The sequence below is a fragment of the Jiella marina genome (assembly GCF_024359545.1).
Lineage (GTDB): Bacteria > Pseudomonadota > Alphaproteobacteria > Rhizobiales > Rhizobiaceae > Jiella.
This window is the reverse complement of the sequence record NZ_JAKQZG010000008.1, coordinates 171,817-193,912: the sequence shown is the minus strand read 5'-3', so window position 1 is coordinate 193,912 and position 22,096 is coordinate 171,817. Positions and strand designations below refer to the sequence as shown.

Here is a 22,096-nt window from a genome sequence, read left to right as displayed (position 1 = left end):
TGATGGCGCTCGCCAGGCAGCGACGGTCGTGAAGCACGACCTGACGCTCATGCGCCAATTGCCACCTGCATCGCCGGTGATTGCGACGTCTGATGAGGATGGGAGCATCTTCCGGCTGTCGATCGCGCGCAGGGTGTTTCTTGTCGGCGCGATTCCCATCGTGCTCGCGGTTCTGCTCGGAATCGCCTCGATCATCCTGCTCGACCGTGCTGACGACGCCCGGCGCGGAGCGCTCACCGTGGCCTCCGTGTTTCGCAACGTGGTCTCCGCGATCAGCGCCCGGGACGATTTCGTCGACGCCGTGCCGAGCGACCGCGCGACCCATCTCGGCGCCTTCATGGCGAGCATCGGCGCGGCAACGGCCGGCCTCAGCGAAATCGCCGAAGAGGTCACCGACCCCGACAACGCCGACGCGATTCTCGCCACGATCGGGTCGCTCGAGCGCTTCAAGGGCGCGATGGGCGAACTCGAGCTGGCTATCGACAAGAATGACGAGTTGCTGGCCTCGATGGATACCCGGTTGGGCCGGTTGATCTCGCTCACCGACGAGGCCCGGGGACGCCAGCACGAATCCAATGCCGACGTCGTTTCCACACTGCGCGATCGCGACGCCACACTTCGCAGCGCCCTGGATCTGACATCAGCGACCACCGGCATGCGAAGGGCCGTCGTCGAGGCCTGGACTGACCGTCTTGCAGACCGCTCGTCACAGACCGACGATCCCTTCTCCGACGCGAGAGTGGCCAATGCTGCCGATTCCTTCCGTGCGGCGTTCGACGCTGCCGGCGACTCCGCCGCCATCGACGAATTCGACGCGGCTCTTCGAACGTTTACCCGGGGCGGCTCGCCGGAAGCATTGCTGCGTTTTCTCGACCGGCGACTGAAGATCGACGGCACGGCGGCGAGAGCCTCGCACGAAGAGGTCTCGGAACTCCTCACCTACACGGTCAACGCCCAGGAGACCGAGCAGGCGACCCAGAACATCGCGGTCGAAACGCTCAAGCTCGGCGAACGCACCCGTGACGCGGTCCGTCGCCGCGACATCGTCGCAATCTCGTCCATCATCGGCGAAAGCCGCATGCTCGGCGAAACCATCGCCTCGCTGCCGATCTCACCGCTCATCCAGACCGAGATGCTGAACGCCCTCGACCTGTGGCGCAACGGTCTGGCCGAAGCCCGCAGCGGGCTGGCAACCCAGAACGCCATTTTACGGCGCATGGCGGTGGCGTCCTCCGGCATGGTGTTCGAGGTTTCCAATCTCAATGCGGCGCTGTCGAGCAACGCCGATGCCACAGGCACGGCGGCACGGCGCATTCTTTTGTTTAGCGCCGGTTTCGGACTTTTCGTCGCCGTCTTCTTCGGTCTCAGCGTCGCGCGATCGATCACCCGCCCGATCAAGGGGTTGGAGCAGGGCATGCTGCAACGGGCGGCGAACCCGACGCTCGGCCCCCTCGCGGAATCCAGGCGGCACGACGAAATCGGCCACATGACCCGGGCCACGAACCATTTCCTAGCCGAACTGGGCAAGCGCGAGACCGCCTTGCGGCTCGCCAAGGACGATACGGAAAAGGCGCTGGATCAGCTCAAACGGACGCAGCGGGAACTGATCCAGAGCGAGAAGCTCGCCTCTCTCGGCCAGCTCGTCGCCGGCGTCGCCCATGAGATCAACACGCCGCTCGGCGTCGCCCTGACCACCGCGACGGTCATGCGCGACGAGACCGCACGGTTCAAGACCGCCACCACCGAAGGCAAGGTGACACGCCAGGCCTTCGACGATTTCATCGGGCGCACCGGCGAAGGCGCACGGCTCCTGACAACCAATCTCGATCGCGCCGCCGAACTGGTCGCCAGTTTCAAGCAGGTGGCCGCCGATCAGGCGAGCGGCGAACGCCGCGCCTTCCAGATGGACAGTTTCGTCGCCGATCTCTTCACCAGCCTCGGCCCGATGCAGCGCCGGGCCGGACATCCGGTGAAGATCGACTGCGAAGACGACATCGAGATGCTCTCCTATCCCGGCGCCCTGTCGCAGGTTCTCACCAATCTTCTGACCAACGCCTACATCCATGCCTTCGAGCCCGGGAAGACCGGCACCGTGACCGTGACGATCCGCAAGCGCGACGCGAACAGTGTTCGGATCGAATTCGCCGATGACGGCCGCGGCATTTCGCCGGAAAATCGCGGCCGGATCTTCGACCCCTTTTTCACCACCGGCCGCTCGAGCGGGTCGACCGGGCTCGGGCTGCATATCGTCTACAATCTCGTCACCGCGACCCTGGGCGGCACGATCACCGCCGAAAGCGAAATCGGAAACGGAACGACATTCGTCATCGACATTCCCCGCGAACGACAGGAAGCGCCACCTGCCAGCGCGGGGGCGCCCGCCGAGGCCTCCTGAAGGATGCGTGCCTCGGCCTCAGCCACCAGGGAGTCTTATCGCGTCATGCTCCTGTCGCGTTTTCTCTGCCTCGCCATTCTCCTCACCTGTACGGTTTCCGCGGCGCCCTCGCCGGCCTCGGCCAAGACCCTTGTCTTCTGCTCGGAAGGCAGCCCCGAAACGATCTCGCCACCGCTGGCCATCACCGGAACGGCGATGGACGCCGCCCGGCCGATGTTCAACACCCTGGTGGCCTTCGCGCCCGGCACCACGGATCTCGTTCCCGCTCTCGCGGAAAGCTGGACCATCTCGCCGGACGGCCGCGAGTATGTCTTCAAGCTCCGCCCGAACGTGCCCTTCCACGCCAATGACGAGTTTACGCCAAGCCGGACGCTGAACGCCGAGGACGTGCTCTTCACCCTCATGCGCCAGTGGAAGGAGGATCATCCCTATCACGAGGTCGGCGGCGGCCGTTTCGACTACTTCCTCGACATGGGCATGCCGACGCTTCTCGAAGAGATCGAAGCGGTCGATCCGATGACCGTGCGGATCCGCCTGACGCGCCCGGAAGCACCCTTCCTCGCTGACCTCGCCTTGCCGTTCAATGCCATCCTCTCGGCCGAATATGCCGACCGCATGATGGAGGCGGGCACGCCGGAAAAGCTCGATACGGCTCCGATCGGCACGGGCCCCTACCAGTTCGTCGATTTTCGCAAGGATGTCGCCATCCGCTACGAGGCCTTCGATCGGTACTGGCGCGGCCGACCGAAGATCGACACGCTGGTGTTCTCGATCACCCCCACCCCGGCGGCGCGCCTGACCAAGCTCAAGGCCGGCGAATGTCACGTCATGGCGTTTCCAAGCCCCAACGATCTCGCGTCGATCGCCAACGACCCGCGGCTGGAACTTCTGGAGTTGCGCGGGTTCAATGTCGGTTATCTGGCGATCAACACCTCACGGCCGCCCTTCGACGACGTGCGCGTGCGCCGGGCGCTCAATCTGGCGATCGACAAGAAGGCGATCCTCTCGGCAATTTATCCAGGCACCGGGGCGGAGGCCAAAAACCCGCTGCCGCCGACGCTCTGGGCCTATAACGACGCCATAACCCCCTACCCCTACGATCCCGATGCGGCCCGCGAACTGCTCGTGGAGGCCGGCGTCACCGACGGGATGACCATCGATCTCTGGTACATGCCGGTCAGCCGCCCCTACAATCCGGACGCCAAGCGCATGGCCCAGATGATCGCCGCCGATCTCGAACCCCTCGGCATCCGCGTCAACATCGTGACAGCGCCCTGGGAGGAATACCGCAACAAGCTGCAGGCGGGCGAGACGACTCTGGCGCTCTACGGCTGGACCGGAGACAATGGCGATCCGGACAATTTCATGCACACGCTCTTGAGCTGCACGGCCGCCCGGCCGGGCGGCAACAACATCGCCCGCTGGTGCAACCCGCGCTTCGACGATCTCGTCGTCAGGGCCAAGGAAAACGCCGATCGCGACGTGCGCAAGACGCTCTATGACGCTGCCCAGGAAGTCTTCCACGAGGACGCGCCCTGGGTGCCCATCGCCCATTCCGTTTTCCTGGTGGCGACGCGGGCCAATGTCGTCAACTTCACCATGGACCCGCTCGGCTATCACGTCTTCGAGCGTGTCGACCTCAAGGAGTAGGCGGCACGGCCGGTTCCTCGGCGAGCGACAAGTGCGCGACAAGGTCTTGTGCAGTGCGCGTCGCGGCGCCGGCCGCGATCGCCATTTGCGGCAGGATCATCCATTCGAGCGACCAGGCAGCGCCGGATCGCTCGTTCTCGTGGACGAGCGCATGATGGAGGCCCGAAACCAGCGTGGCGTTGAAGCGGGCGAGCGTGACCAGGGTCTCGGCGCCCACGGGGTTGTTCTTGTGCGGCATGGCCGACGAGCCGCCGCCTCCTTCAAGCACCAGCTCGCCCACTTCGTTCTGCAGCGACAGCGCGGCATCCTGGCCGAACTTGCCGAGGGCTCCGGTGATCATCGAGAACCAGCCGCCGAGTTCGGCGATCCCGTCGCGCTCGGAATGGAGCGAGCCAGGAGCCGGATAAAGGCCGAGACGGGCCGCGACCTCCGATGCAAATCGCTCCGCCTCATCGCCGAAACCGCGCCGATCGCCCACCGGTCCGCCGAGCCGCAGTGCGAAGGCGCGGGGCGCGATCTCCTCGCGCCGCAACCGGCAGCGCGTCAGCGGGTCGGACCAGGCGGCGATCTTGCAGGAAAAGCGGACCGGCTTTGCCGCCTGCATGCGCGTGTGGGCCATCACTTCGCGATCGCCGGCTTCCAGCCCCCACTCGGCAAAGGCGTTGCCGAGCGCGGCCAGCCGCTGGTCGAGGACGAGCGACACGCCCTGCATGCGCATGGCGAGCGAGGCGTCGATGACGTCCTGGCTGGTCGCGCCCCTGTGCAGCGCCGCCGCAGCCTCTGCGGACAGGCCGGAACGGATCTGCCTGAGGAGGCTCGGCACGACGACGCCGTCGCGGCCGGTGCCGGCGGCGAGATCGGCAAGGTCCGGCGCGAAATCGCCGAGACGGGAGCGGATTTCCTCGGCTGCGGCCGAAGTGATCAGCCCGAAGCGCGCTTCGACCTCGGCCAGCGCCGCCTCGAAGACCAGCATGGCCTCGATGTCGGAGGCGGCGGTGAAATAGCTCTGAAGCTCCTCGTCCCCGAGGAGCGAGCCCAGAAAGGGATGATCGAAGGGCGAAGCGCTCACGCGGGGCTCGCCTTGCCGAAGATGCCCTCGGCGAAACGCGCGATATGCCCGGCGGTCACCTCGGCCTGCTCGATGCAGGGCAGATGCCCCGCACCTTCGATGATTTCGAAACGCGCACCGGGGATCGTCTCGGCGGTCTGGCGGACGAGATCCGGTGGGGTGGAACCGTCCTGATCGCCAACGAGGCAGAGGGTCGGCACCGTGACTGCCCGCGCGGCCTCCGTCAGATCGGAATCGCGCAGCGCTGCGCAACTGCCGAGATAACCGGCCACCGGCGAGTTCAGGAGCATGTTGGAATAGCCGATGAAGGCCGGATTGCCGGCGTTGCGATAGGCCGGGGTGAACCAGCGGGCGAGGATGCCGTCGGCGATGGCGGCGATCCCGTCCTCCTCGATCGCGGCGATCCTTTCGTTCCAGGCCTCGCTGGTGCCGATCTTCGGGGCCGTGTCCATCATCACCAGACCAGCCACCCGATCGGGGGCCTCGGCGACCACGCCGAGCGCGATCGGCCCGCCGATCGACAATCCCACCAGCAGCGCCTTCGACACGCCGTAGTGATCCAGAACTCCGGCGAGATCGGCCGAATGATCCTCCATGCCGTAGGGGGCCGGCGGCACCTCGGACAGGCCATGACCGCGCTTGTCGTAGCGGATGACGCGGTAGCGTTCGGCCAATCGAACGCTCACCGCTTCCCAGATCCGAAAATCCGACCCGAGCGAATTGACGAGTACGATCACCGGCGCATCCGCAGGCCCGTCGGCACGATGGTGGAGCACGATTCCATTGATCCGATCGAATGGCATGAAGGCCTCCGCATCGTCTTCGAGAACAACCGGGATCTCGGACACCCGGTCGGGCGGATCATAGGGGGCGGGACAGACGAAGGAAGGGTGCGTTCTCTTTTCTGGACGCGGCATTCCTGCTAGCGGCTGGGGCTAAGCGCCAAAAGCCATCCGAAAGGGTCGTCCATGTTTCTCAGTTGCGGAGATTGCCTGTTCGATCTCTTCGCCCAGCCCACCGACGACGTCGCGGCCGCTTCCCTGTCTGGCCGGGTCGGCGGCTCGCCGCTCAACGTCGCGCTGGGGCTTGCCCGGCTCGGGCATCACTCCGCCTTCTTCACCAAGATGTCGTGCGACCTGTTCGGCGAGAAGGTGCGCGGCTTCATGGAGCGCGAAAGGATCGACCAGCGCTTCCTGATCCCGACGGATCGGCAGACGACGCTCGCCATGGTCTCGCTGGGTCCGGACGGCTCGGCGGCTTACGCCTTCTATATCGAAGGAACCGCCGATCGCTCGATCGAGCCCGACGAAGTGCCCAACAGTTTTCCCGAGGAACTGGAGGCGGTCCACCTCGCCTCCTATTCCACGGTGACCGAGCCGACGGCCTCGGCGCTGGTGCGGCTGGTCAAGCAGGAGGCCCCGCGCCGCTTCATCTCCTACGACCCGAATGTCCGTGCCTCGATCGAGCCGGACCTCGACGTCTGGCGGGCCAAGGTCGACGAGATCGTGCCGCTCGCCAGCCTCGTGAAGGCGAGCGAGGAGGATTTGGCGCAGCTCTATCCCGGCCGGGCAGCCGAAAGCGTGATTGCCGACTGGATCGCCGCGGGCGCCCAGATGGCCGTCGTCACGCTCGGCGAACAGGGCGCCGTCGCGGGCACGGCGAACGGCGTCTCCGCCATGGCGCCGGGACAGCAGGTGAATGTCGTCGATACGGTCGGGGCGGGCGACACGTTCCAGGCCGCACTGCTCGCGGGCCTCAAGGAACGCAACGCGTTGCGCCGCGAGGCGATCGCGGGTTTTTCCACCGAGGATGTCGAGGAACTGCTGAAATTCGCCATCAGCGCCGCCGCCGTCACCTGCTCGCGCAAGGGGGCCGACCTTCCCCGCAGATCGGATCTCGGCCTGCCCGCGCTCGGCTGAGGCGGTCTCCTGGCCCTCATCGCTCGTTCGGCGACGCTTCCCTCAATGCGAGGACAGGAAGTGGGCAATGTCGGTCCGCAAATCCGCTGCAGTCTCGATCCAACCGTCCATCTGCAGGAAGCCGTGGATCATGCCCGGGTAGAGGCGCTGTTCCAGCCGGACCCCGGCCTCGGCCAGCCGACGGCCGAAGGCCTCGCCCTCGTCGCGCAGCGGGTCGTGCTCGCAGAGAACGAGCAGCGTCGACGGCAGCCGCGACAGATCGGGCGCCAGCAGCGGCGAGACGGACGGATCGGTGCGGTCCTCGACGCGCGGGACGAAGAGCGTGTTCTCATAGGCGAGGGATTCGCGTGTCATCACGTTTCCGGCCTCGCTGTCGAGCGAGGCGAAAGGGCGATCGGGCCTCAGATCGGTGTTCGGATAGAGCATGATCATGGCCGAGGGCATCGCTTCGCCGGCGTCGCGGAGCGCGATCGCCACCACGGCCGCGAACAGCCCGCCGATGGAATCGCCGCCGATCGCGACCCGATCCGGATCGCAGCCGAATTCCCTGGCACGGGCGAGTAGCGCCCGCGTCGCGGCAATGCAGTCCTGCTGCGGAGCCGGAGAAACATGCTCAGGGGCGAGACGATAATCCACCGACGCGATCACGCGCCCCGTGGCGGCAGAGAGCTGCCGAAGCGCCGTGTCGTGGCTGTCGAGGGAGCCGGCCATGGCGCCGCCACCATGATACCAGATGAGAAGACACTCGCCGCCCTCCCCCGGTCGATAGAGCCGGACGCGGATCGGGCCGGCCAGATCGTCCAGCTCGACTTCCTCCGCGGTCACCTCCGCCGGCGCCGTCCCGGAATAATCAGCCAGCGACCCGGTCAGAGCCCGCGCTTGCGCCAGCTTCTGCGCATCGTCGGCGGGGTCGATCTGGGCGCTACTCTTGCGGGCGAGATCGGCCAGCACGGCTTTGGCTTGGGTTGTCAGCATGATCAGATCCAGCGCCTTTTCTTGAAATAGACCAGCAAGCCGACCGCCAGAACGAGCATCAGGCCAAGCGCGAGCGGATAGCCGATCGGCGACTGGGTCAGCGGCATGTTCCAGTCGGAAAGCTCGGGATTGAAGTTCATGCCCCAAAGGCCGGCGAGAAAGCTCAAGGGGATGAAGATCGTCGAGACGATGGTGAGCAGATTGATCACCTCGTTGGTCTGGGCGGCCGAAAGCGTCATGTGCAGGTCGATGAGCCCGGCCGCCGTATCGCGATAGGTGTCGTTCAGATCGATCAGCTGGTCGCAGTGATCCTGGACGTCGCCGAAATAGACCTTGGTCTCGTCGTTCAGCCAAGGGCGATCCAGGCGCAGGATGACGCCCAGAGCGTCCCGCGTGGGGCGAAGGTAGCGACGCATGGTCAGCATCTCGCGGCGCATATGGTGGAGTTCGGGCACCTGCACCGCGTCGACATCCTCGAAGATCGCATCCTCGAGCCCGTCGATCCGGTCGGCCTGGGTATCGACCAGCGGGAAATAGGCGTCGACAACGGCGTCGATCAGCGCATAGGCGAGATAGTCCGCGCCGCCATTGTGAAGCCGCGGCGCGCCCTTGGCGATACGTGCGCGCACGGGATCGAAGACATCCGCTGGCCGCTCCTGAAAAGTCAGGACGAAGCCCTCGCCGAAGAACACGGAAAGCTGTTCGCTCTCCTCGCCCGACAGCATCCGCATGACCACGAAGGCATGCGCCTCATAGGCCTCGCATTTCGGCCGCTGGTCGGTGTTGACCACGTCTTCGAGGGATAGGGGATGAAGGCCGAAGGCTGCGCCGATCCGCTCGATCAGATCGATGTCGGCGAGCCCGGCGCAGTCGAGCCAGAGGAGCGGCCATTCGCTCCGAAGCGCGAGAGCTTCCTCCAGGCTGACCGCCTCGCGCTTCAGATTGCGGCCATTGCCGAGCCCGATTGCAGTGAGCCGGGATTGGGAGGCGTGCGGATCGGCGACGAGTTCGCCCGGAGGCGCCCCCACGGCCGAGCGCTTGGCCGCCTCGCGCTTCTTCTTTCGCCTCTTGTGCCCCGGCACCTTGATCATATGGCCGCGTCTCCGCCGTTTCCGGTCTTCACGAGCGGGAACAAGCGGGAAGTCGGCCATGAGGTTCCGACGGCCCCTCGCCGTCGGTGGCGATCAGCGCCCGGCAAAGACCCGTTTCGGCTTGAAGGAGCCCTGTTCGATGGCTCCCAACGCGATCAGTCGGCCGTGGCCCGTGGCGAAGGCCTCCTCGCAGAAGACCGGAGCGTCGCGGCCTCTCAGGATCACCGGATTGCCGGACAGGACGCGACTTGCCTGATCGTCCGAGAGCATCACCTCGTAAAGATCGGCGAGCGCCGCCGCCGGCTCGACCAGGTATTCGTCGAGCGGGGCGAAATCGACGACCCGCGCCTTGGCGCCGGACTCGATGGCTTCGGCATCGAGTTCCTCGCGGCCCTCTTCGGCGGCGGCCTCCAGCTCGTCCAGCGGCACCAGGTCGTCTTCGGAAAACGCACCGACGGCGACGCGGCGCAGATCCGTGACATGGCCGTAGCAGCCGAGTTCGCGGCCCATGTCGCGGGCGATTGCGCGCACATAGGTGCCCTTGCCGCATTCGGCCTCGAACACCGTCGTTTCGGCGTCGGGCATGTCGACGATCTCGAGCCGGTGGACGACGACGGTGCGGGGCTGGATCTCCACGGTCTCGCCCTCGCGGGCGAGATCATAGGCGCGCTCGCCGGCGATCTTCACCGCCGAAAAGGTTGGCGGAACCTGGGTGATTTCCCCGATATAGTGGGACATGGCCGCTTCGATCTCAGCGCGCGCGGGGCGTTCGTCGGCGGTCTTTGTCACCGGGCCTTCGGTGTCGTCGGTCGTCGTCTCCGCGCCCCAGCGCACGGTGAAGCGATAGACCTTGCGCCCGTCCATGACGAAGGGAACGGTCTTGGTCGCGTCACCCAGCGCGATCGGCAGCATGCCGGAGGCAAGCGGATCGAGCGTGCCGGCATGGCCCGCCTTCTGGGCGAAATAGAGCCATTTCAGCTTGGCCACCGCATCCGTCGAACCCATGCCCTTCGGCTTGTCGAGGATGATCCAGCCATTGATCGGCCGCCCCTTGGGCTTCTTGCCGCGCCGTGCCATCAGTTCTTCTCTCCGTGTTCGTGATCCGCCGGCGCCGCGCCGTCCTCATCGTCGCCATGGTCGAGGTCGCGTTGGACCTCGGGCGACTTCAGGAGCGCGTCGATCCTGGCAAAATTGTCGAAGGAGGTGTCGGTGCGGAACCGCACCTCCGGCATGTATTTCATTTCCTTCAACGCCGGCGTCAGACGTCCGCGAATGAACCGCGCGTTCTTGTTCAAGGCGTCGACGAAGGGCTTGGTCTCGTCCTGGCCGAGCACGGTCACGTAGGCGGTCGCGAGCTTCAGGTCGGGCGACATCCGCACTTCCGAGACCGAAACGACGGCCTTCTCGAGAAGCGGATCGCGGATCTCGCCGCGCTGGAAGATCTCGGTCAGCGCGTGGCGCACCTTCTCGCCCACGGACAGCATGCGCTGCGACGGAGCCGAGGACGATTTCCGGGTGGTGGATTTCCGGGCCAAATTCTACCTGTCGAATAAGTGCGGACGAAAGACGGGGCTCGAACCCGTGCGGTTGGACGGAATGACCGTTTCGTTCATTCGAATGATTGGCTTCGACATGATGCGGCGGGCCGGTAAGGCTACGCCGTTTCGACCCGGCCGGAACGCCGCACGAAACTGTCGAAGAACGGGCGCCCTGATACGCAAAATCACGGGCCGAGGCAAGGCGGGCGCGAAATCCCGGATCGGAACCGCACCACGGCCATTCTGGGCGAACAATAGGATCGGGTGGAACGAACCAGAGGAGACCGCGGTCGGAGCCGATCGTCAGGCCACGAAATGCATCCCGCAAGGACGTTCAAACGCCGGGAGAGCGGAGTTTCGAAAGAGGCTCGAAAAAATCTGAAAAAAATTCGTCTTCGCGGGAACCCCTATTCGGTTGGCGCATTATTCAGGCACCCCCAAGCGATCATCCCCCTCGATCGCACAATGCAAACGAAAAAGGGCAGCTCCCCCCTCGCTGCCCTTTTTCGTGTTTGCAATCTTTCATTCCCATTCTGTTGAGCGCGCCCATTCTGTTGCCCGCGAAGAACGGTCCCGCATTATATCGTGACGTCGCGAAACGTGCGCTTGCCTGGGGCGGATCATCGGCAGTATCGGGATGGAACCTCCTTCCGATCGAGCCTCTCCATGCAAATCGGCATTCTCCTCGCCTTCGCGGCGTATTTCTCGTTTGCATGCGGTGATGCCACGCTGAAAGCGATCGGTGATCGGCTGCCGGTCTTCGAGATCGGATTCTTCATCTCGCTCTTCGCGCTGATCCCGGCGCTCTTCACCAAGCGCCCCGAGGACAATTGGTCGAACGTCTTCGTGCCGAAACGACCGGGGCTTCTGGTGCTCCGCATGGCGAGCGGCACGATGGGCGGAATACTCGGCGTCGTCGCCTTCACGACGCTCCCGCTCGCCGAAGCCTACGCCCTGATCTTCCTCCTGCCGATCTTCGTCACGGTGTTTTCTTTCGTGGTGTTGAAGGAAGAGATCGGCTGGCGCCGCTGGCTCGCGGTGTTCGGGGGCCTGGCGGGCGTGCTTCTCGTCGTGCGGCCGGGCTTTCGCGAGATCCTGCCCGGCCATTTCGCCGCCATCGGCGTCGCGATCTGCGGGGCTGCCACCGTGCTGGTCCTGCGCGTGCTGGGGCCAAGCGAAAGACGCGTGACGCTGATCGGCGCGGTGCTCGTCGCCGCCATCGTCGTCAACGGCCTCCTCATGATTCCGAGTTTCGCCACGCCGAGCCTCGATCTCTGGCCGCTGCTGCTTTTCGGCGGCCTCGTCGTCGGCCTGGCGCATCTCCTCCTCGTCTTCGCCACCCGCCTCGCCCCGGCCTCCAGCGTCGCGCCCACCCAGTACAGCCAGATCATCTGGGCGGCGGTCCTCGGCGCGGCGTTCTTCGGAGAATATCCCGACGTCCTCGCGATGGTCGGGATGGCGCTGGTCGGCATCTCCGGTCTCTTCACCTTCGTGCGCGAGAAGGAAAAGACCGTCTGGCCGCAAAAGACGCCGCTGTTGCGCAATCGGTGAGGCGGAGACAGCAGAGTTACCGGCGTCCCCGGTGATTAGTTCACACGAAATCAGAGATCAGCTATCGAGCCAATCTTCGTGGCCATGGCGAACGCGAACGATCAGAACGCCTTCCTTGTCGATCTTGTAGATGATGATGTGTGTACCGCAGGGATGGATGCGAACCGAAGTGCTCAACTCGATTCGCTCGCGGGCGAGCTCTGGATGTCGCGCGAGTGTTTCGAAGCTTTGTCGGATGCGCGCATGATAGCGGACGGCTTGCTCCGCTCCGAAAAGACGTATCCCGTCCACGTAAATGCGCTCAATATCCTCCGCCGCCTTTACTGTCAGCCTGTAGATCATTCCGCTGGATCGAGACCGGCATTTCGGCGGGCTGCGAGTTCGATATCGTCCATGGAGAGGGGGCTGACGCCGCTCTCCAGACCTTCTGTCACCAAGGCTTGCATGTGAGCTATTTTTGCGGCGCGGTCCTGATCGCGGCGGATGAGGTCGCGCACATAGTCGCTGGCGTTACTGTAGCGTCCGGTCCCAGCCTGGGCTTCCACCCATTCTTTCATTGCGTCGGGCAGGGAAACATTCATCGTCGCCATGTCTCGCTCCGTTTGTACGACTCCCCAATTATGGCAATGATTGCCAATTCGATTGGCCGGCCGCAAGACGGTTCTTTGCATGACTTCCCATTCTTCGCACTTGCGAAATCGCCCGGTCCGCCGCAATCTTGTGCATCCTCGCTGAACGAATATAAGGCGAGCGCTGTCCAACACTTCGGGAGGTGTTCTCCGTGGCCATTCGCAAGATCCTCGTCGCCAACCGGTCCGAAATCGCCATTCGCGTCTTCCGGGCCGCCAACGAGTTGGGGCTGAGGACGGTCGCGATCTGGGCGGAGGAGGACAAGCTGGCGCTCCACCGCTTCAAGGCCGACGAGAGTTATCAGGTCGGCCGGGGCTCGCATCTCGACAAGGACATGGGCCCGATCGAAAGCTATCTCTCGATCGAGGAGGTGCTCCGCGTCGCCAAGCTGTCGGGCGCCGACGCGATCCATCCCGGCTACGGCCTTCTGTCGGAAAGCCCGGAATTCGTCGATGCCTGCCAGGAAGCAGGAATCACCTTCATCGGTCCCTCGGGCGATACGATGCGCCGGCTCGGCAACAAGGTGGCGGCCCGCAATCTGGCGCTGGAGGTCGGCGTTCCGGTCGTGCCCGCCACCGAGCCCCTGCCCGACGACATGGCCAAGGTGCGCGAGATGGCGGCCGAGGTCGGCTTCCCGGTCATGCTCAAGGCGTCCTGGGGCGGCGGCGGCCGCGGCATGCGTGTCATCCGCGAGGAGAAAGACCTCGAACGCGAGGTGATCGAGGCCAAGCGCGAGGCCAAGGCCGCCTTCGGCAAGGACGAGGTCTATCTCGAAAAGCTGGTCGAGCGCGCCCGCCATGTCGAGGTGCAGATCCTTGGCGACACCCATGGCAATGTGGTCGACCTCTTCGAGCGCGACTGCTCGATCCAGCGGCGCAACCAGAAAGTTGTCGAGCGCGCGCCGGCGCCGTATCTGAACCACGAGCAGCGCCGCGAACTCGCCGGCTATGCCCGCAAGCTTGCGGACGCGACGAACTATGTCGGCGCCGGCACGGTCGAGTTCCTGATGGACGCCGATACCGGCGCCTTCTACTTCATCGAGGTCAATCCGCGCATCCAGGTCGAGCACACGGTCACCGAGGAGGTAACCGGCATCGACATCGTCAAGGCGCAGATCCATATCCTCGACGGCCACGCCATCGGAACGCCGGAATCGGGCGTGCCGGTCCAGGCCGACATCAAGCTCAACGGCCACGCCCTGCAGTGCCGGATCACCACCGAGGATCCCGAGCAGAACTTCATTCCCGATTACGGCCGCATCACCGCCTATCGCGGCGCCACCGGCTTCGGCATCCGGCTCGATGGCGGCACGGCCTATTCCGGCGCGGTCATCACCCGCTTCTACGATCCGCTTCTCGAAAAGGTCACGGCCTGGGCGCCGACGCCGGACGAGGCGATCGCGCGCATGGATCGCGCATTGCGCGAGTTCCGCATCCGCGGTGTGGCGACGAACCTGACCTTCCTGGAAGCGATCATCGGCCACCCGAAATTCCAGGACAATTCCTACACCACCAAGTTCATCGACCAGACGCCGGAGCTGTTCCAGCAGGTCAAGCGTCGCGACCGCGCGACCAAGCTGCTGACCTATCTCGCCGACGTGACGGTGAACGGCCATCCCGAGACGAAGGACCGGCCGCGCCCTTCCGAGGATCACGCCGCGCCGGTGCCACCACTTTTCTCCGCGCCGATCGTCGACGGCACCCGCCAGAAGCTCGACGAGTTGGGTCCCGCGGGTTTTGCCCAGTGGCTGCGCGACAAGCCCGAGGTGATGCTCACCGACACGACGATGCGCGACGGTCACCAGTCGCTGCTCGCAACCCGCGCCCGCACCCATGACATCGTCGCCATCGCGGAGGCCTATGCCCGGGGCCTGCCGCAACTCCTCTCGCTCGAATGCTGGGGCGGAGCGACCTTCGACGTCTCGATGCGCTTCCTCACCGAAGACCCGTGGGAACGGCTGGCGCTGATCCGGGAAAAGGCGCCGAACATTCTCCTGCAGATGCTGCTGAGAGGCTCGAACGGCGTCGGATACACCAACTATCCCGACAATGTGGTGAAGTACTTCGTGGCGGAAGCCGCAAAGGGCGGCGTCGATCTCTTCCGCGTCTTCGACTGCCTGAACTGGGTCGAGAACATGCGCGTCTCGATGGACGCGGTGCAGGAGGCAGGCAAGCTCTGCGAGGGCACGCTCTGCTATACCGGCGATCTCTTCGATCCCGAGCGGTCGAAATACGATCTCAAATATTACGTCGCGCTCGCCAAGGAGCTGGAGGCCGCCGGCGCCCACATTCTCGGCGTCAAGGACATGGCGGGGCTCCTGAAGCCCGCCGCCGCACGGGTTCTGTTCAAGACGCTGAAGGAAGAAATCGGCCTGCCGATCCATTTCCACACGCACGACACCTCGGGCATCTCGGCCGCGACCGTGCTCGCTGCTGTGGATTCCGGCGTCGATGCGGTCGACGCGGCGATGGACGCCTTCTCCGGCAATACGTCCCAGCCCTGCCTCGGCTCGATCGTCGAGGCGCTCAAGGGCTCCGAGCGCGATCCCGGCCTGTCGGCGGAATCGATCCGGCGCATCTCCTTCTACTGGGAAGCGGTGCGCAACCAGTATGCCGCCTTCGAGAGCGATCTGAAGGGGCCGGCTTCGGAGGTCTATCTCCACGAAATGCCGGGCGGCCAGTTTACCAATCTGAAGGAACAGGCCCGCTCGCTCGGCCTCGAGACACGCTGGCATCAGGTGGCCCAGACCTATGCGGACGTCAACCAGATGTTCGGCGACATCGTGAAGGTCACCCCCTCCTCCAAGGTGGTGGGCGACATGGCGCTGATGATGGTCTCCCAGGACCTTTCCGTCGCAGAGGTGATGGATCCGAAGAAAGACCTCTCCTTCCCCGATTCCGTCGTGTCGATGATGCATGGCGATCTCGGCCAGCCGCCGGCCGGATGGCCGAAGGACATCCAGAAGAAGGTCTTGAAGGACAAGGAGCCGATCACTGTCCGCCCCGGTTCGCTCATTCCCGACGCCGACCTCGCCAAGGAGCGCGAGACGATCGAGGAGAAGCTCGAGCGCAAGGTGACGGATGCGGAATTCGCCTCCTATCTGATGTACCCGAAGGTCTTCACCGACTATGCGCTCGCAACGGAGAAATACGGCCCCGTCTCGATGCTGCCGACGCCGAGCTATTTCTACGGCATCGAGCAGGACGACGAGGTTCTGGTCGACATCGAGCGCGGCAAGACGCTGGTGATCCGCTGCCTGGGCTTCGGCGAGACCGACGAGAAGGGCATGCGCACGGTCTTCTTCGAGCTGAACGGCCAGCCCCGCCGCGTCAAGGTGCCGGACCGGGCCCATGGCGCCGCCGGCAACGGCGTCAAGCAGAAGGCCGACCCGTCCAACCCCAACCATGTCGGCGCGCCGATGCCGGGCGTCGTCTCGACGCTGGGCGTTGCGGCCGGTCAGGAGGTAAAGGCCGGCGACGTGCTCCTTTCGATCGAGGCGATGAAGATGGAAACCGCGATTCATGCCGAACGCGACGGCACGATCGAGGCGGTGCACGTTTCCGCCGGCGCGCAGATCGACGCGAAGGATCTGTTGGTCACGTACGCGGCGTAGGTCTTCTCTACGCCCCGCGCCTCCCTCACCCTGAGACCCTTGCCTTCGGTGCTGACGCTGGTCCGCGGGTGCGATCCACGCGCAACGCGGCGAACCGGCTGGAATAGTGGTGTCAGCGCCTCCGCTGCGTCATTCTCGGGCCTCGTCCCGGGAATCCAGAGAAGCGTTGCCGGATACACGACAGTCGATGACGGGGGACGTCAGCGACTTCAGCCCGTTTTCGATTCGGCACTGGATCCTCGCACGGTGGCCGAGGATGACGTTCGTGGGAGGGTTGGCGGCTTGTCGTGGAGGCCGCTGACGACGGCTCGGCCCTCGGATGGTCCCGAAGCCACAAGCCGGAGGAGTTGATGATGTCTCGTCGACAAGACGGATCCTCACCCTCCGGCAGTCTCTTCCGTCACCGGGAATGCCGCCGGATAAACGCCAGCGTTTCCTCCCGGATCGCCGAATTGCCGAGCGGCAGCACTGTCGAGAACGAGCTGATCGTGTCGATATGGCCGAGGCCGGGATAGACGATCGTCTTGACCGCAATGCCGGCGCCTTTCAGCTTGTCGGACAGCGAGCGCGTGTTCTGAGGGTCGACGGTCGTATCGTCCGCGCCGGTGATCAACAGACTCGGCGGCTCGTCGCCATCGACGAAGTTGACCGGCTGGCTCGCCGCGCGCAGGGCTTCAGGGAAGATGCGCTTGTAGCGCTCCTCCTTCAGCGGCAGGAAGTCGTAAGGGCCGGACAGGCCGATGAAGCCCGCCAGCCGACCGATGGAAGAGCCGGCGCGCGCGAGATAGCGCTTGTCCGTGGCGAGAAGACCAACGATCTCCGCGCCGGCCGAATGCCCCATGATGAAGAGCGGATGCGAGCCTTTCGGGATGCCGTAGCGCCCGCTGCCGAGGCTCGTCTCGACCGCCGCCACTGCCTCCGCCGCATCCTCGACAAAGCCGGGAAAGCGCGTTTCGGGATAAAGCCTGTAGTTCGGAACAGCAACGATGACGCCGGCGCTGGCCAGCGACTGGCCGACGAAGGGATAGATGTCCTTCGAGCCCGTATCCCAGCTGCCGCCATGGATGAAGACGACAGCCGGCGTCGTGGCAGTCAGGGTCTTCGGCAGATAGAGATCGAAGACACGGCGCTCGCCGGGCGCATAGGGGATGTCGGAAACGACCCGGATATCGCCAGTCGGGGTGACCGCATTGAGCGCGGACGCGCAGCCGGACAGGGCGAGACCGTAGAGACCGCAGACGAGGAGCATGACGAGCCTGCGAAGCCCGCCACTCCGGCCCGGCTTCTGGCCGGCCTCGACGTGGTCGCTCACGCCTCGCCCGTCAGCTTGGCCGTGACCCGCTCCACAGTGGCGGCGGTCTCTTCGAGGCTTTCGGCGTATTGCCGGCGCGTTTCGGCGTCGAGATCGTCGCCGTCCTCGCGCCCGGCGGTTTCGGCTTCGACCCTCGCCTCCAGATCCTTCAGCTTGCGCCGGGCCTCGTACAGCTGATCCGTCGCCATGATCGCCGCCATGACCGTCAGACGCAGATCGCCGATCTGGCCGAAGGATTCGCGCAGCTCGGCGATCTTGCCGTCGACGTCGGCGGCGAGCGATTCGAGATGCGCCTCCTCCCCCTCCGCGCAGGCCATGCGGTAGGTCTTTCCGTCGATCGTCACGACAATTTGCGGCATCGGGCCAACTCGTTTCGGTCTCGATTGCGGGGGTGTTTCAGGGGCCGGGGGACACGGCCCAGTGTGTAAAGGACCGTCAGTCTATTTGTGCTGATCGCGCACGGCGCGCACGCGCTCCATTGCATCGACAAGACGCCGGGAGACTTCGCGATTGGCCTGCTCCAGCCGTTCGCCACGGGCGAGCGCCGCGTCGAGTTCGCGAGCCAACCGGCCCCGGTCGGCGGTCTGGCGCTGGACTTCCTCGGCGACGTCGACGGGATCCTCCGGCCGCTGCAGCCGCGCATCGACGGCGGCTTCGAGCCGCTGCAGCGCCGTTCGAAGTCGCGCCCTCGCGGCGTCGAACGGGTCTTCTGACTGCATGGACGACCTCTTCATGCATGATCGCGGCTTGCGGCCGGTGCTCCCGGTGCGCGACCCGCGGTGTGATCCCGAAATTTCCCCATCCGGTCTTAACGGCTTGCAACGGTCAAGGAAAGCGCGAGCGCAACGGGCGGTTCCAAGCGCCGGCGCGAAACGGCAGTCCGAACACCACTCCTTGCCCGGCTCACCGGGGTTTTGTTGACATGGCCGAGGCCATATGATTGCTGCGGCGCGTTTTCGAACGCGCACCCCTCGCAGATTCAATCGGAGGGTTTGGGAGTCTGGCGATGACGACGGACATGCGGCAGCAGATGGCGAACGCCATCCGTTTCCTGTCGGCCGATGCGGTGGAAGCCGCCCAGTCCGGCCATCCGGGGCTTCCCATGGGCGCGGCCGACATCGCGACCGTGCTGTTCACAAGGTTTCTGACCTTCGATCCGAAGAAGCCGGACTGGCCGGACCGGGACCGTTTCGTGTTCTCCGCTGGCCATGGCTCCATGCTGCTCTACAGCCTGCTCTATCTCCTGGGCTACAGCGACATCGACATTGAGGAGATCAAGCGCTTCCGCCAGCTGGGTTCGAAGACCGCCGGTCACCCCGAATACGGCCACGCCGCCGGCATCGAGACGACCACCGGCCCGCTCGGACAAGGGACCGGCAACGCCGTTGGCATGGCGCTCGCCGAGCGTGTGCTGAACGCCCGCTTCGGCGACGACATCGTCAATCACTATACCTACGCCCTCGTCGGCGACGGCTGTCTGATGGAGGGCATCAGCCAGGAAGCGATTTCGCTCGCGGGGCATCTGAAGCTGAGCAAGCTGATCTTCCTGTGGGACGACAACGGCATCACCATCGACGGCAATGTCGCGCTCGCCGATTCCACCGATCAGCTCGCCCGTTTCGAGGCGTCCGGCTGGCAGGCGCTCTCCTGCGACGGGCACGATCAGGATGCGATCGCCGCGGCGATCGAGACCGCGCGCGGAAGCGACAAGCCGACCCTGATCGCGGCAAAGACCACGATCGGCTATGGCGCGCCGCAGAAGGCCGGAACCAACAAGGCCCACGGCTCACCGCTCGGTCCGGAGGAGATTCGGGCGGCGCGGGAAGCGCTGGGCTGGCCGTATCCCCCCTTCGAGGTGCCGTCCGAGATCCTCGACAAATGGCGGATCGCCGGGCTGCGCTCCAGCGCCAAGCGCAAGGAATGGGAGACCCGCTTCGCCGAAGTCGACGCCGAGACCCGCGGCGAGTTCGAACGGCGCATGCGTGGCGATCTGCCGAGCGGCTTCGTCCAGGCGATGCACCGGTTCAAGCGGCGGATGAACGAGGAACAGCCGAAACTCGCCTCGCGCAAATCCTCCGAGATGACGCTGGAGGAGATCAACGCCATCGTGCCGGAAACGATCGGCGGCTCGGCGGATCTCACCGGCTCCAACAACACCCGCACCAGCCAGACCGCCCCGATCACCGCCGGCGACTATTCCGGCCGCTTCGTGCATTACGGCATCCGCGAGCATGGCATGGCCGCAATCATGAACGGCATGACGCTGCATGGCGGACTGATCCCCTATTCGGGGACGTTCCTGACCTTCTCCGACTATTGCCGCGGCGCGCTGCGGCTTTCGGCCTTGATGGGGATCCGCGTCATCCATGTGATGACCCACGACTCGATCGGCCTCGGCGAGGACGGCCCCACCCACCAGCCGGTGGAGCATCTGGCCGCACTCCGCGCGATCCCGAACCTCCTCGTCTTCCGTCCGGCCGACGCGGTGGAGGTCGCCGAATGCTGGCAGCTCGCCCTGGAAAGCCGGGCGGCGCCTTCGATCTTGGCCCTGTCGCGGCAGAACCTGCCGACGCTGCGCCTCGACGAGCATGACGAGAACAAGAGCGCCCGCGGCGCTTACGAAATCGCCCCGGCCTCGGGCGAAGCGAAGGTCACGATCTACGCCACCGGCTCGGAGGTGGAGATCGGCGTTGCGGCGCGCAAGCGGCTGGAGGCCGAAGGCGTGCCCACCCGCGTCGTCTCGGTTCCCTCCTTCGAACTTTTCCGCCGCCAGACCGCCGAATATCGCCGGGCGCTGATCGACGACAGCAGCCTCAAGATCGCCATCGAGGCGGGCGTGCGCCAGGGGTGGGATGAACTCATCGGCCGCCATGGCCTGTTCGTCGGCATGAACGGGTTCGGCGCCTCCGGCCCCGGCCCGGAACTCTACCAGCATTTCGGCATCACCGCCGATGCGGTGGTGACGGCCGTCAGGGGCGGACTCGGCACGCGCGAGGAATCGGCGACCGGCGCTTGAGGCAGGACGATCCGGTCCATCCGGCCGGATGCCGCGAAAAACTCACGCCCGCCCTTTGAAAAGCTCAGCACGCCGCGCGCTTGATAAAGCCGGCGGCGGGGTCTACAGCCCAGCGCAACGCAGATTTCCGGCATCCTTCAAGGAGAGACATCATGGCAGTTCGCGTCGCTATCAACGGATTTGGCCGCATCGGGCGCAATGTCCTGCGCGCCATCATCGAGTCCGGCCGCACCGACATCGAAGTGGTCGCCGTCAACGATCTCGGCCCGGTCGAGACCAACGCCCATCTGATCCGCTACGATTCCGTCCATGGCCGCTTCCCGGGCGAAGTGAAGGTCGAGGGCGACACGATCGATGTCGGCCGCGGTCCGATCAAGGTCACCGCCGAGCGCGATCCGAAGGCGCTCCCCTGGGGCGAGATGGGCATCGACGTGGCGATGGAGTGCACCGGCATCTTCACCGACCCGGCGAAGGCCTCCGCGCATCTCGAAGCCGGCGCCAAGAAGGTCCTGATCTCCGGCCCGCTCTCGAACGCTTCGGGCGCGGAAAAGACCATCGTCTACGGCGTCAATCATCAGTCGCTCACCGCCGACGACAAGGTCGCGTCCAACGCCTCCTGCACGACCAACTGCCTCGCGCCGGTCGCCAAGGTCCTCAACGATGCCATCGGCATCGACAAGGGCTTCATGACGACGATCCACTCCTATACCGGCGACCAGCCGACGCTCGACACGATGCACAAGGATCTCTACCGCGCCCGCGCCGCAGCGCTGTCGATGATTCCGACCTCGACCGGCGCCGCCAAGGCCGTCGGCCTCGTGCTTCCCGAACTGAACGGCCGTCTCGACGGCGTGGCGATCCGCGTCCCGACCCCGAACGTCTCGGTGGTCGACTTCAAGTTCGTCGCCAAGCGCCAGACCAGCGTCGAGGAAGTTCAGGAGGCGATCCGCACCGCCGCCAACGGCCCACTCAAGGGCGTGCTCGGCTATACCGACGACAAGAATGTCTCGACCGACTTCAACCACGACTCCCATTCCTCGGTCTTCCACATGGACCAGACCAAGGTGATGGAGGGCTCGCTGGTGCGCATCCTGTCCTGGTACGACAATGAATGGGGCTTCTCGAACCGCATGTCGGACACCGCGATCGCGATGCAGAACGCCTGAGCGGAATTTTTTCCAGCAGTCTTGATGAGAAAGGGCTGCCGAAAGCGGCCCTTTTTCGCGTTTTACGGCTCGTTTCCGGCGATGCAGCGTGGATCCGCCACGCCGCTCCGCTCAACGATTGCGGAACGAGAGGGCCGATAAACCGAACGGTAACCCCGGCCCGCTAAACCT

Annotated in this window: 18 protein-coding genes; 7 read left to right on the top strand and 11 right to left on the bottom strand. The window is 65.2% G+C overall.

The genetic code is table 11. The features are described from left to right. Positions 1-28 precede the first annotated feature (28 nt). Complete coding sequence (locus tag MF134_RS24055; RefSeq protein ID WP_255340291.1) at positions 29-2,395, top strand: sensor histidine kinase; 2,367 nt, start codon at positions 29-31, stop codon at positions 2,393-2,395. 45 nt (positions 2,396-2,440) lie between these two features. Then, a complete protein-coding gene (locus MF134_RS15105; protein WP_255340290.1) occupies positions 2,441-4,045 on the top strand; it encodes an ABC transporter substrate-binding protein in 1,605 nt (534 codons plus the stop codon). On the opposite strand, the gene MF134_RS15100 is transcribed toward MF134_RS15105, so the two are convergent. Together MF134_RS15100 and pcaD are read right to left on the bottom strand one after the other, a co-directional pair. Then, positions 4,035-5,114, bottom strand: coding sequence for a 3-carboxy-cis,cis-muconate cycloisomerase (locus MF134_RS15100; protein ID WP_255340289.1), 1,080 nt, complete (start codon positions 5,112-5,114; stop codon positions 4,035-4,037). The genes MF134_RS15105 and MF134_RS15100 overlap by 11 nt on opposite strands. After that, the gene (gene pcaD / locus MF134_RS15095) at positions 5,111-5,917 is read right to left on the bottom strand and encodes a 3-oxoadipate enol-lactonase (RefSeq protein ID WP_255340288.1); all 807 of its coding nucleotides are present in this window, start codon (positions 5,915-5,917) and stop codon (positions 5,111-5,113) included. The genes MF134_RS15100 and pcaD overlap by 4 nt, the downstream gene beginning before the upstream one ends. A 165-nt stretch (positions 5,918-6,082) precedes the next feature. On the opposite strand from pcaD, the gene MF134_RS15090 reads away from it, so the two are divergent. After that, entirely contained in the window at positions 6,083-7,033 is a 951-nt protein-coding gene (locus MF134_RS15090) for a carbohydrate kinase family protein (RefSeq protein ID WP_255340287.1), read from the top strand. A gap of 42 nt (positions 7,034-7,075) precedes the next feature. Here the strand turns inward: MF134_RS15090 and MF134_RS15085 are convergent, their stop codons facing one another. The 4 genes from MF134_RS15085 to rbfA form a co-directional block, all read right to left on the bottom strand. Further along, positions 7,076-8,008: an alpha/beta hydrolase gene (locus MF134_RS15085; RefSeq protein WP_255340286.1), complete on the bottom strand. Its 933-nt coding sequence runs from the start codon at positions 8,006-8,008 to the stop codon at positions 7,076-7,078. A 2-nt stretch (positions 8,009-8,010) separates the two neighbouring features. Further along, entirely contained in the window at positions 8,011-9,099 is a 1,089-nt protein-coding gene (gene corA, locus MF134_RS15080; RefSeq protein WP_255340285.1) for a magnesium/cobalt transporter CorA, read from the bottom strand. Between the two features lie 93 nt (positions 9,100-9,192). Then, positions 9,193-10,176, bottom strand: coding sequence for a tRNA pseudouridine(55) synthase TruB (truB, locus tag MF134_RS15075; RefSeq protein ID WP_255340284.1), 984 nt, complete (start codon positions 10,174-10,176; stop codon positions 9,193-9,195). Next, complete coding sequence (gene rbfA, locus MF134_RS15070; RefSeq protein ID WP_255340283.1) at positions 10,176-10,634, bottom strand: 30S ribosome-binding factor RbfA; 459 nt, start codon at positions 10,632-10,634, stop codon at positions 10,176-10,178. Before rbfA ends, truB begins: the two co-directional genes overlap by 1 nt. A gap of 669 nt (positions 10,635-11,303) precedes the next feature. Here rbfA and MF134_RS15065 point away from each other — a divergent pair. Beyond that, positions 11,304-12,188 (top strand): DMT family transporter, encoded by an 885-nt coding sequence (locus MF134_RS15065; protein WP_255340282.1) that lies wholly within the window; start codon positions 11,304-11,306, stop codon positions 12,186-12,188. Positions 12,189-12,245: 57 nt separating this feature from the next. Here MF134_RS15065 and MF134_RS15060 read toward each other — a convergent pair whose 3' ends face one another. Then, positions 12,246-12,530, bottom strand: a complete 285-nt coding sequence (locus tag MF134_RS15060) for a type II toxin-antitoxin system RelE/ParE family toxin (RefSeq protein ID WP_255340281.1) — start codon at positions 12,528-12,530, stop codon at positions 12,246-12,248. Further along, positions 12,527-12,778 (bottom strand): type II toxin-antitoxin system ParD family antitoxin, encoded by a 252-nt coding sequence (locus tag MF134_RS15055; RefSeq protein ID WP_255340280.1) that lies wholly within the window; start codon positions 12,776-12,778, stop codon positions 12,527-12,529. The genes MF134_RS15060 and MF134_RS15055 overlap by 4 nt, the downstream gene beginning before the upstream one ends. A 191-nt stretch (positions 12,779-12,969) precedes the next feature. Here MF134_RS15055 and pyc point away from each other — a divergent pair, with 191 nt between their 5' ends. After that, complete coding sequence (pyc, locus tag MF134_RS15050; RefSeq protein WP_255340279.1) at positions 12,970-16,431, top strand: pyruvate carboxylase; 3,462 nt, start codon at positions 12,970-12,972, stop codon at positions 16,429-16,431. Between the two features lie 400 nt (positions 16,432-16,831). On the opposite strand, the gene MF134_RS15045 is transcribed toward pyc, so the two are convergent. The 3 genes from MF134_RS15045 to MF134_RS15035 form a co-directional block, all read right to left on the bottom strand. Next, positions 16,832-17,743, bottom strand: coding sequence for an alpha/beta hydrolase (locus MF134_RS15045; protein ID WP_255340278.1), 912 nt, complete (start codon positions 17,741-17,743; stop codon positions 16,832-16,834). After that, the gene (locus MF134_RS15040) at positions 17,740-18,102 is read right to left on the bottom strand and encodes a cell division protein ZapA (protein ID WP_255340277.1); all 363 of its coding nucleotides are present in this window, start codon (positions 18,100-18,102) and stop codon (positions 17,740-17,742) included. Before MF134_RS15040 ends, MF134_RS15045 begins: the two co-directional genes overlap by 4 nt. Before the next feature lie 81 nt (positions 18,103-18,183). Continuing rightward, complete coding sequence (locus MF134_RS15035) at positions 18,184-18,462, bottom strand: DUF4164 family protein (RefSeq protein WP_255340276.1); 279 nt, start codon at positions 18,460-18,462, stop codon at positions 18,184-18,186. Between the two features lie 287 nt (positions 18,463-18,749). Here MF134_RS15035 and tkt point away from each other — a divergent pair, with 287 nt between their 5' ends. Continuing rightward, on the top strand, positions 18,750-20,759 hold the full coding sequence (gene tkt / locus MF134_RS15030; RefSeq protein WP_255340275.1) for a transketolase: 2,010 nt from the start codon (positions 18,750-18,752) through the stop codon (positions 20,757-20,759). A 152-nt stretch (positions 20,760-20,911) separates the two neighbouring features. Then, the gene (gap, locus tag MF134_RS15025) at positions 20,912-21,925 is read left to right on the top strand and encodes a type I glyceraldehyde-3-phosphate dehydrogenase (RefSeq protein ID WP_255340274.1); all 1,014 of its coding nucleotides are present in this window, start codon (positions 20,912-20,914) and stop codon (positions 21,923-21,925) included. The last annotated feature ends 171 nt before the right edge of the window (positions 21,926-22,096 follow it).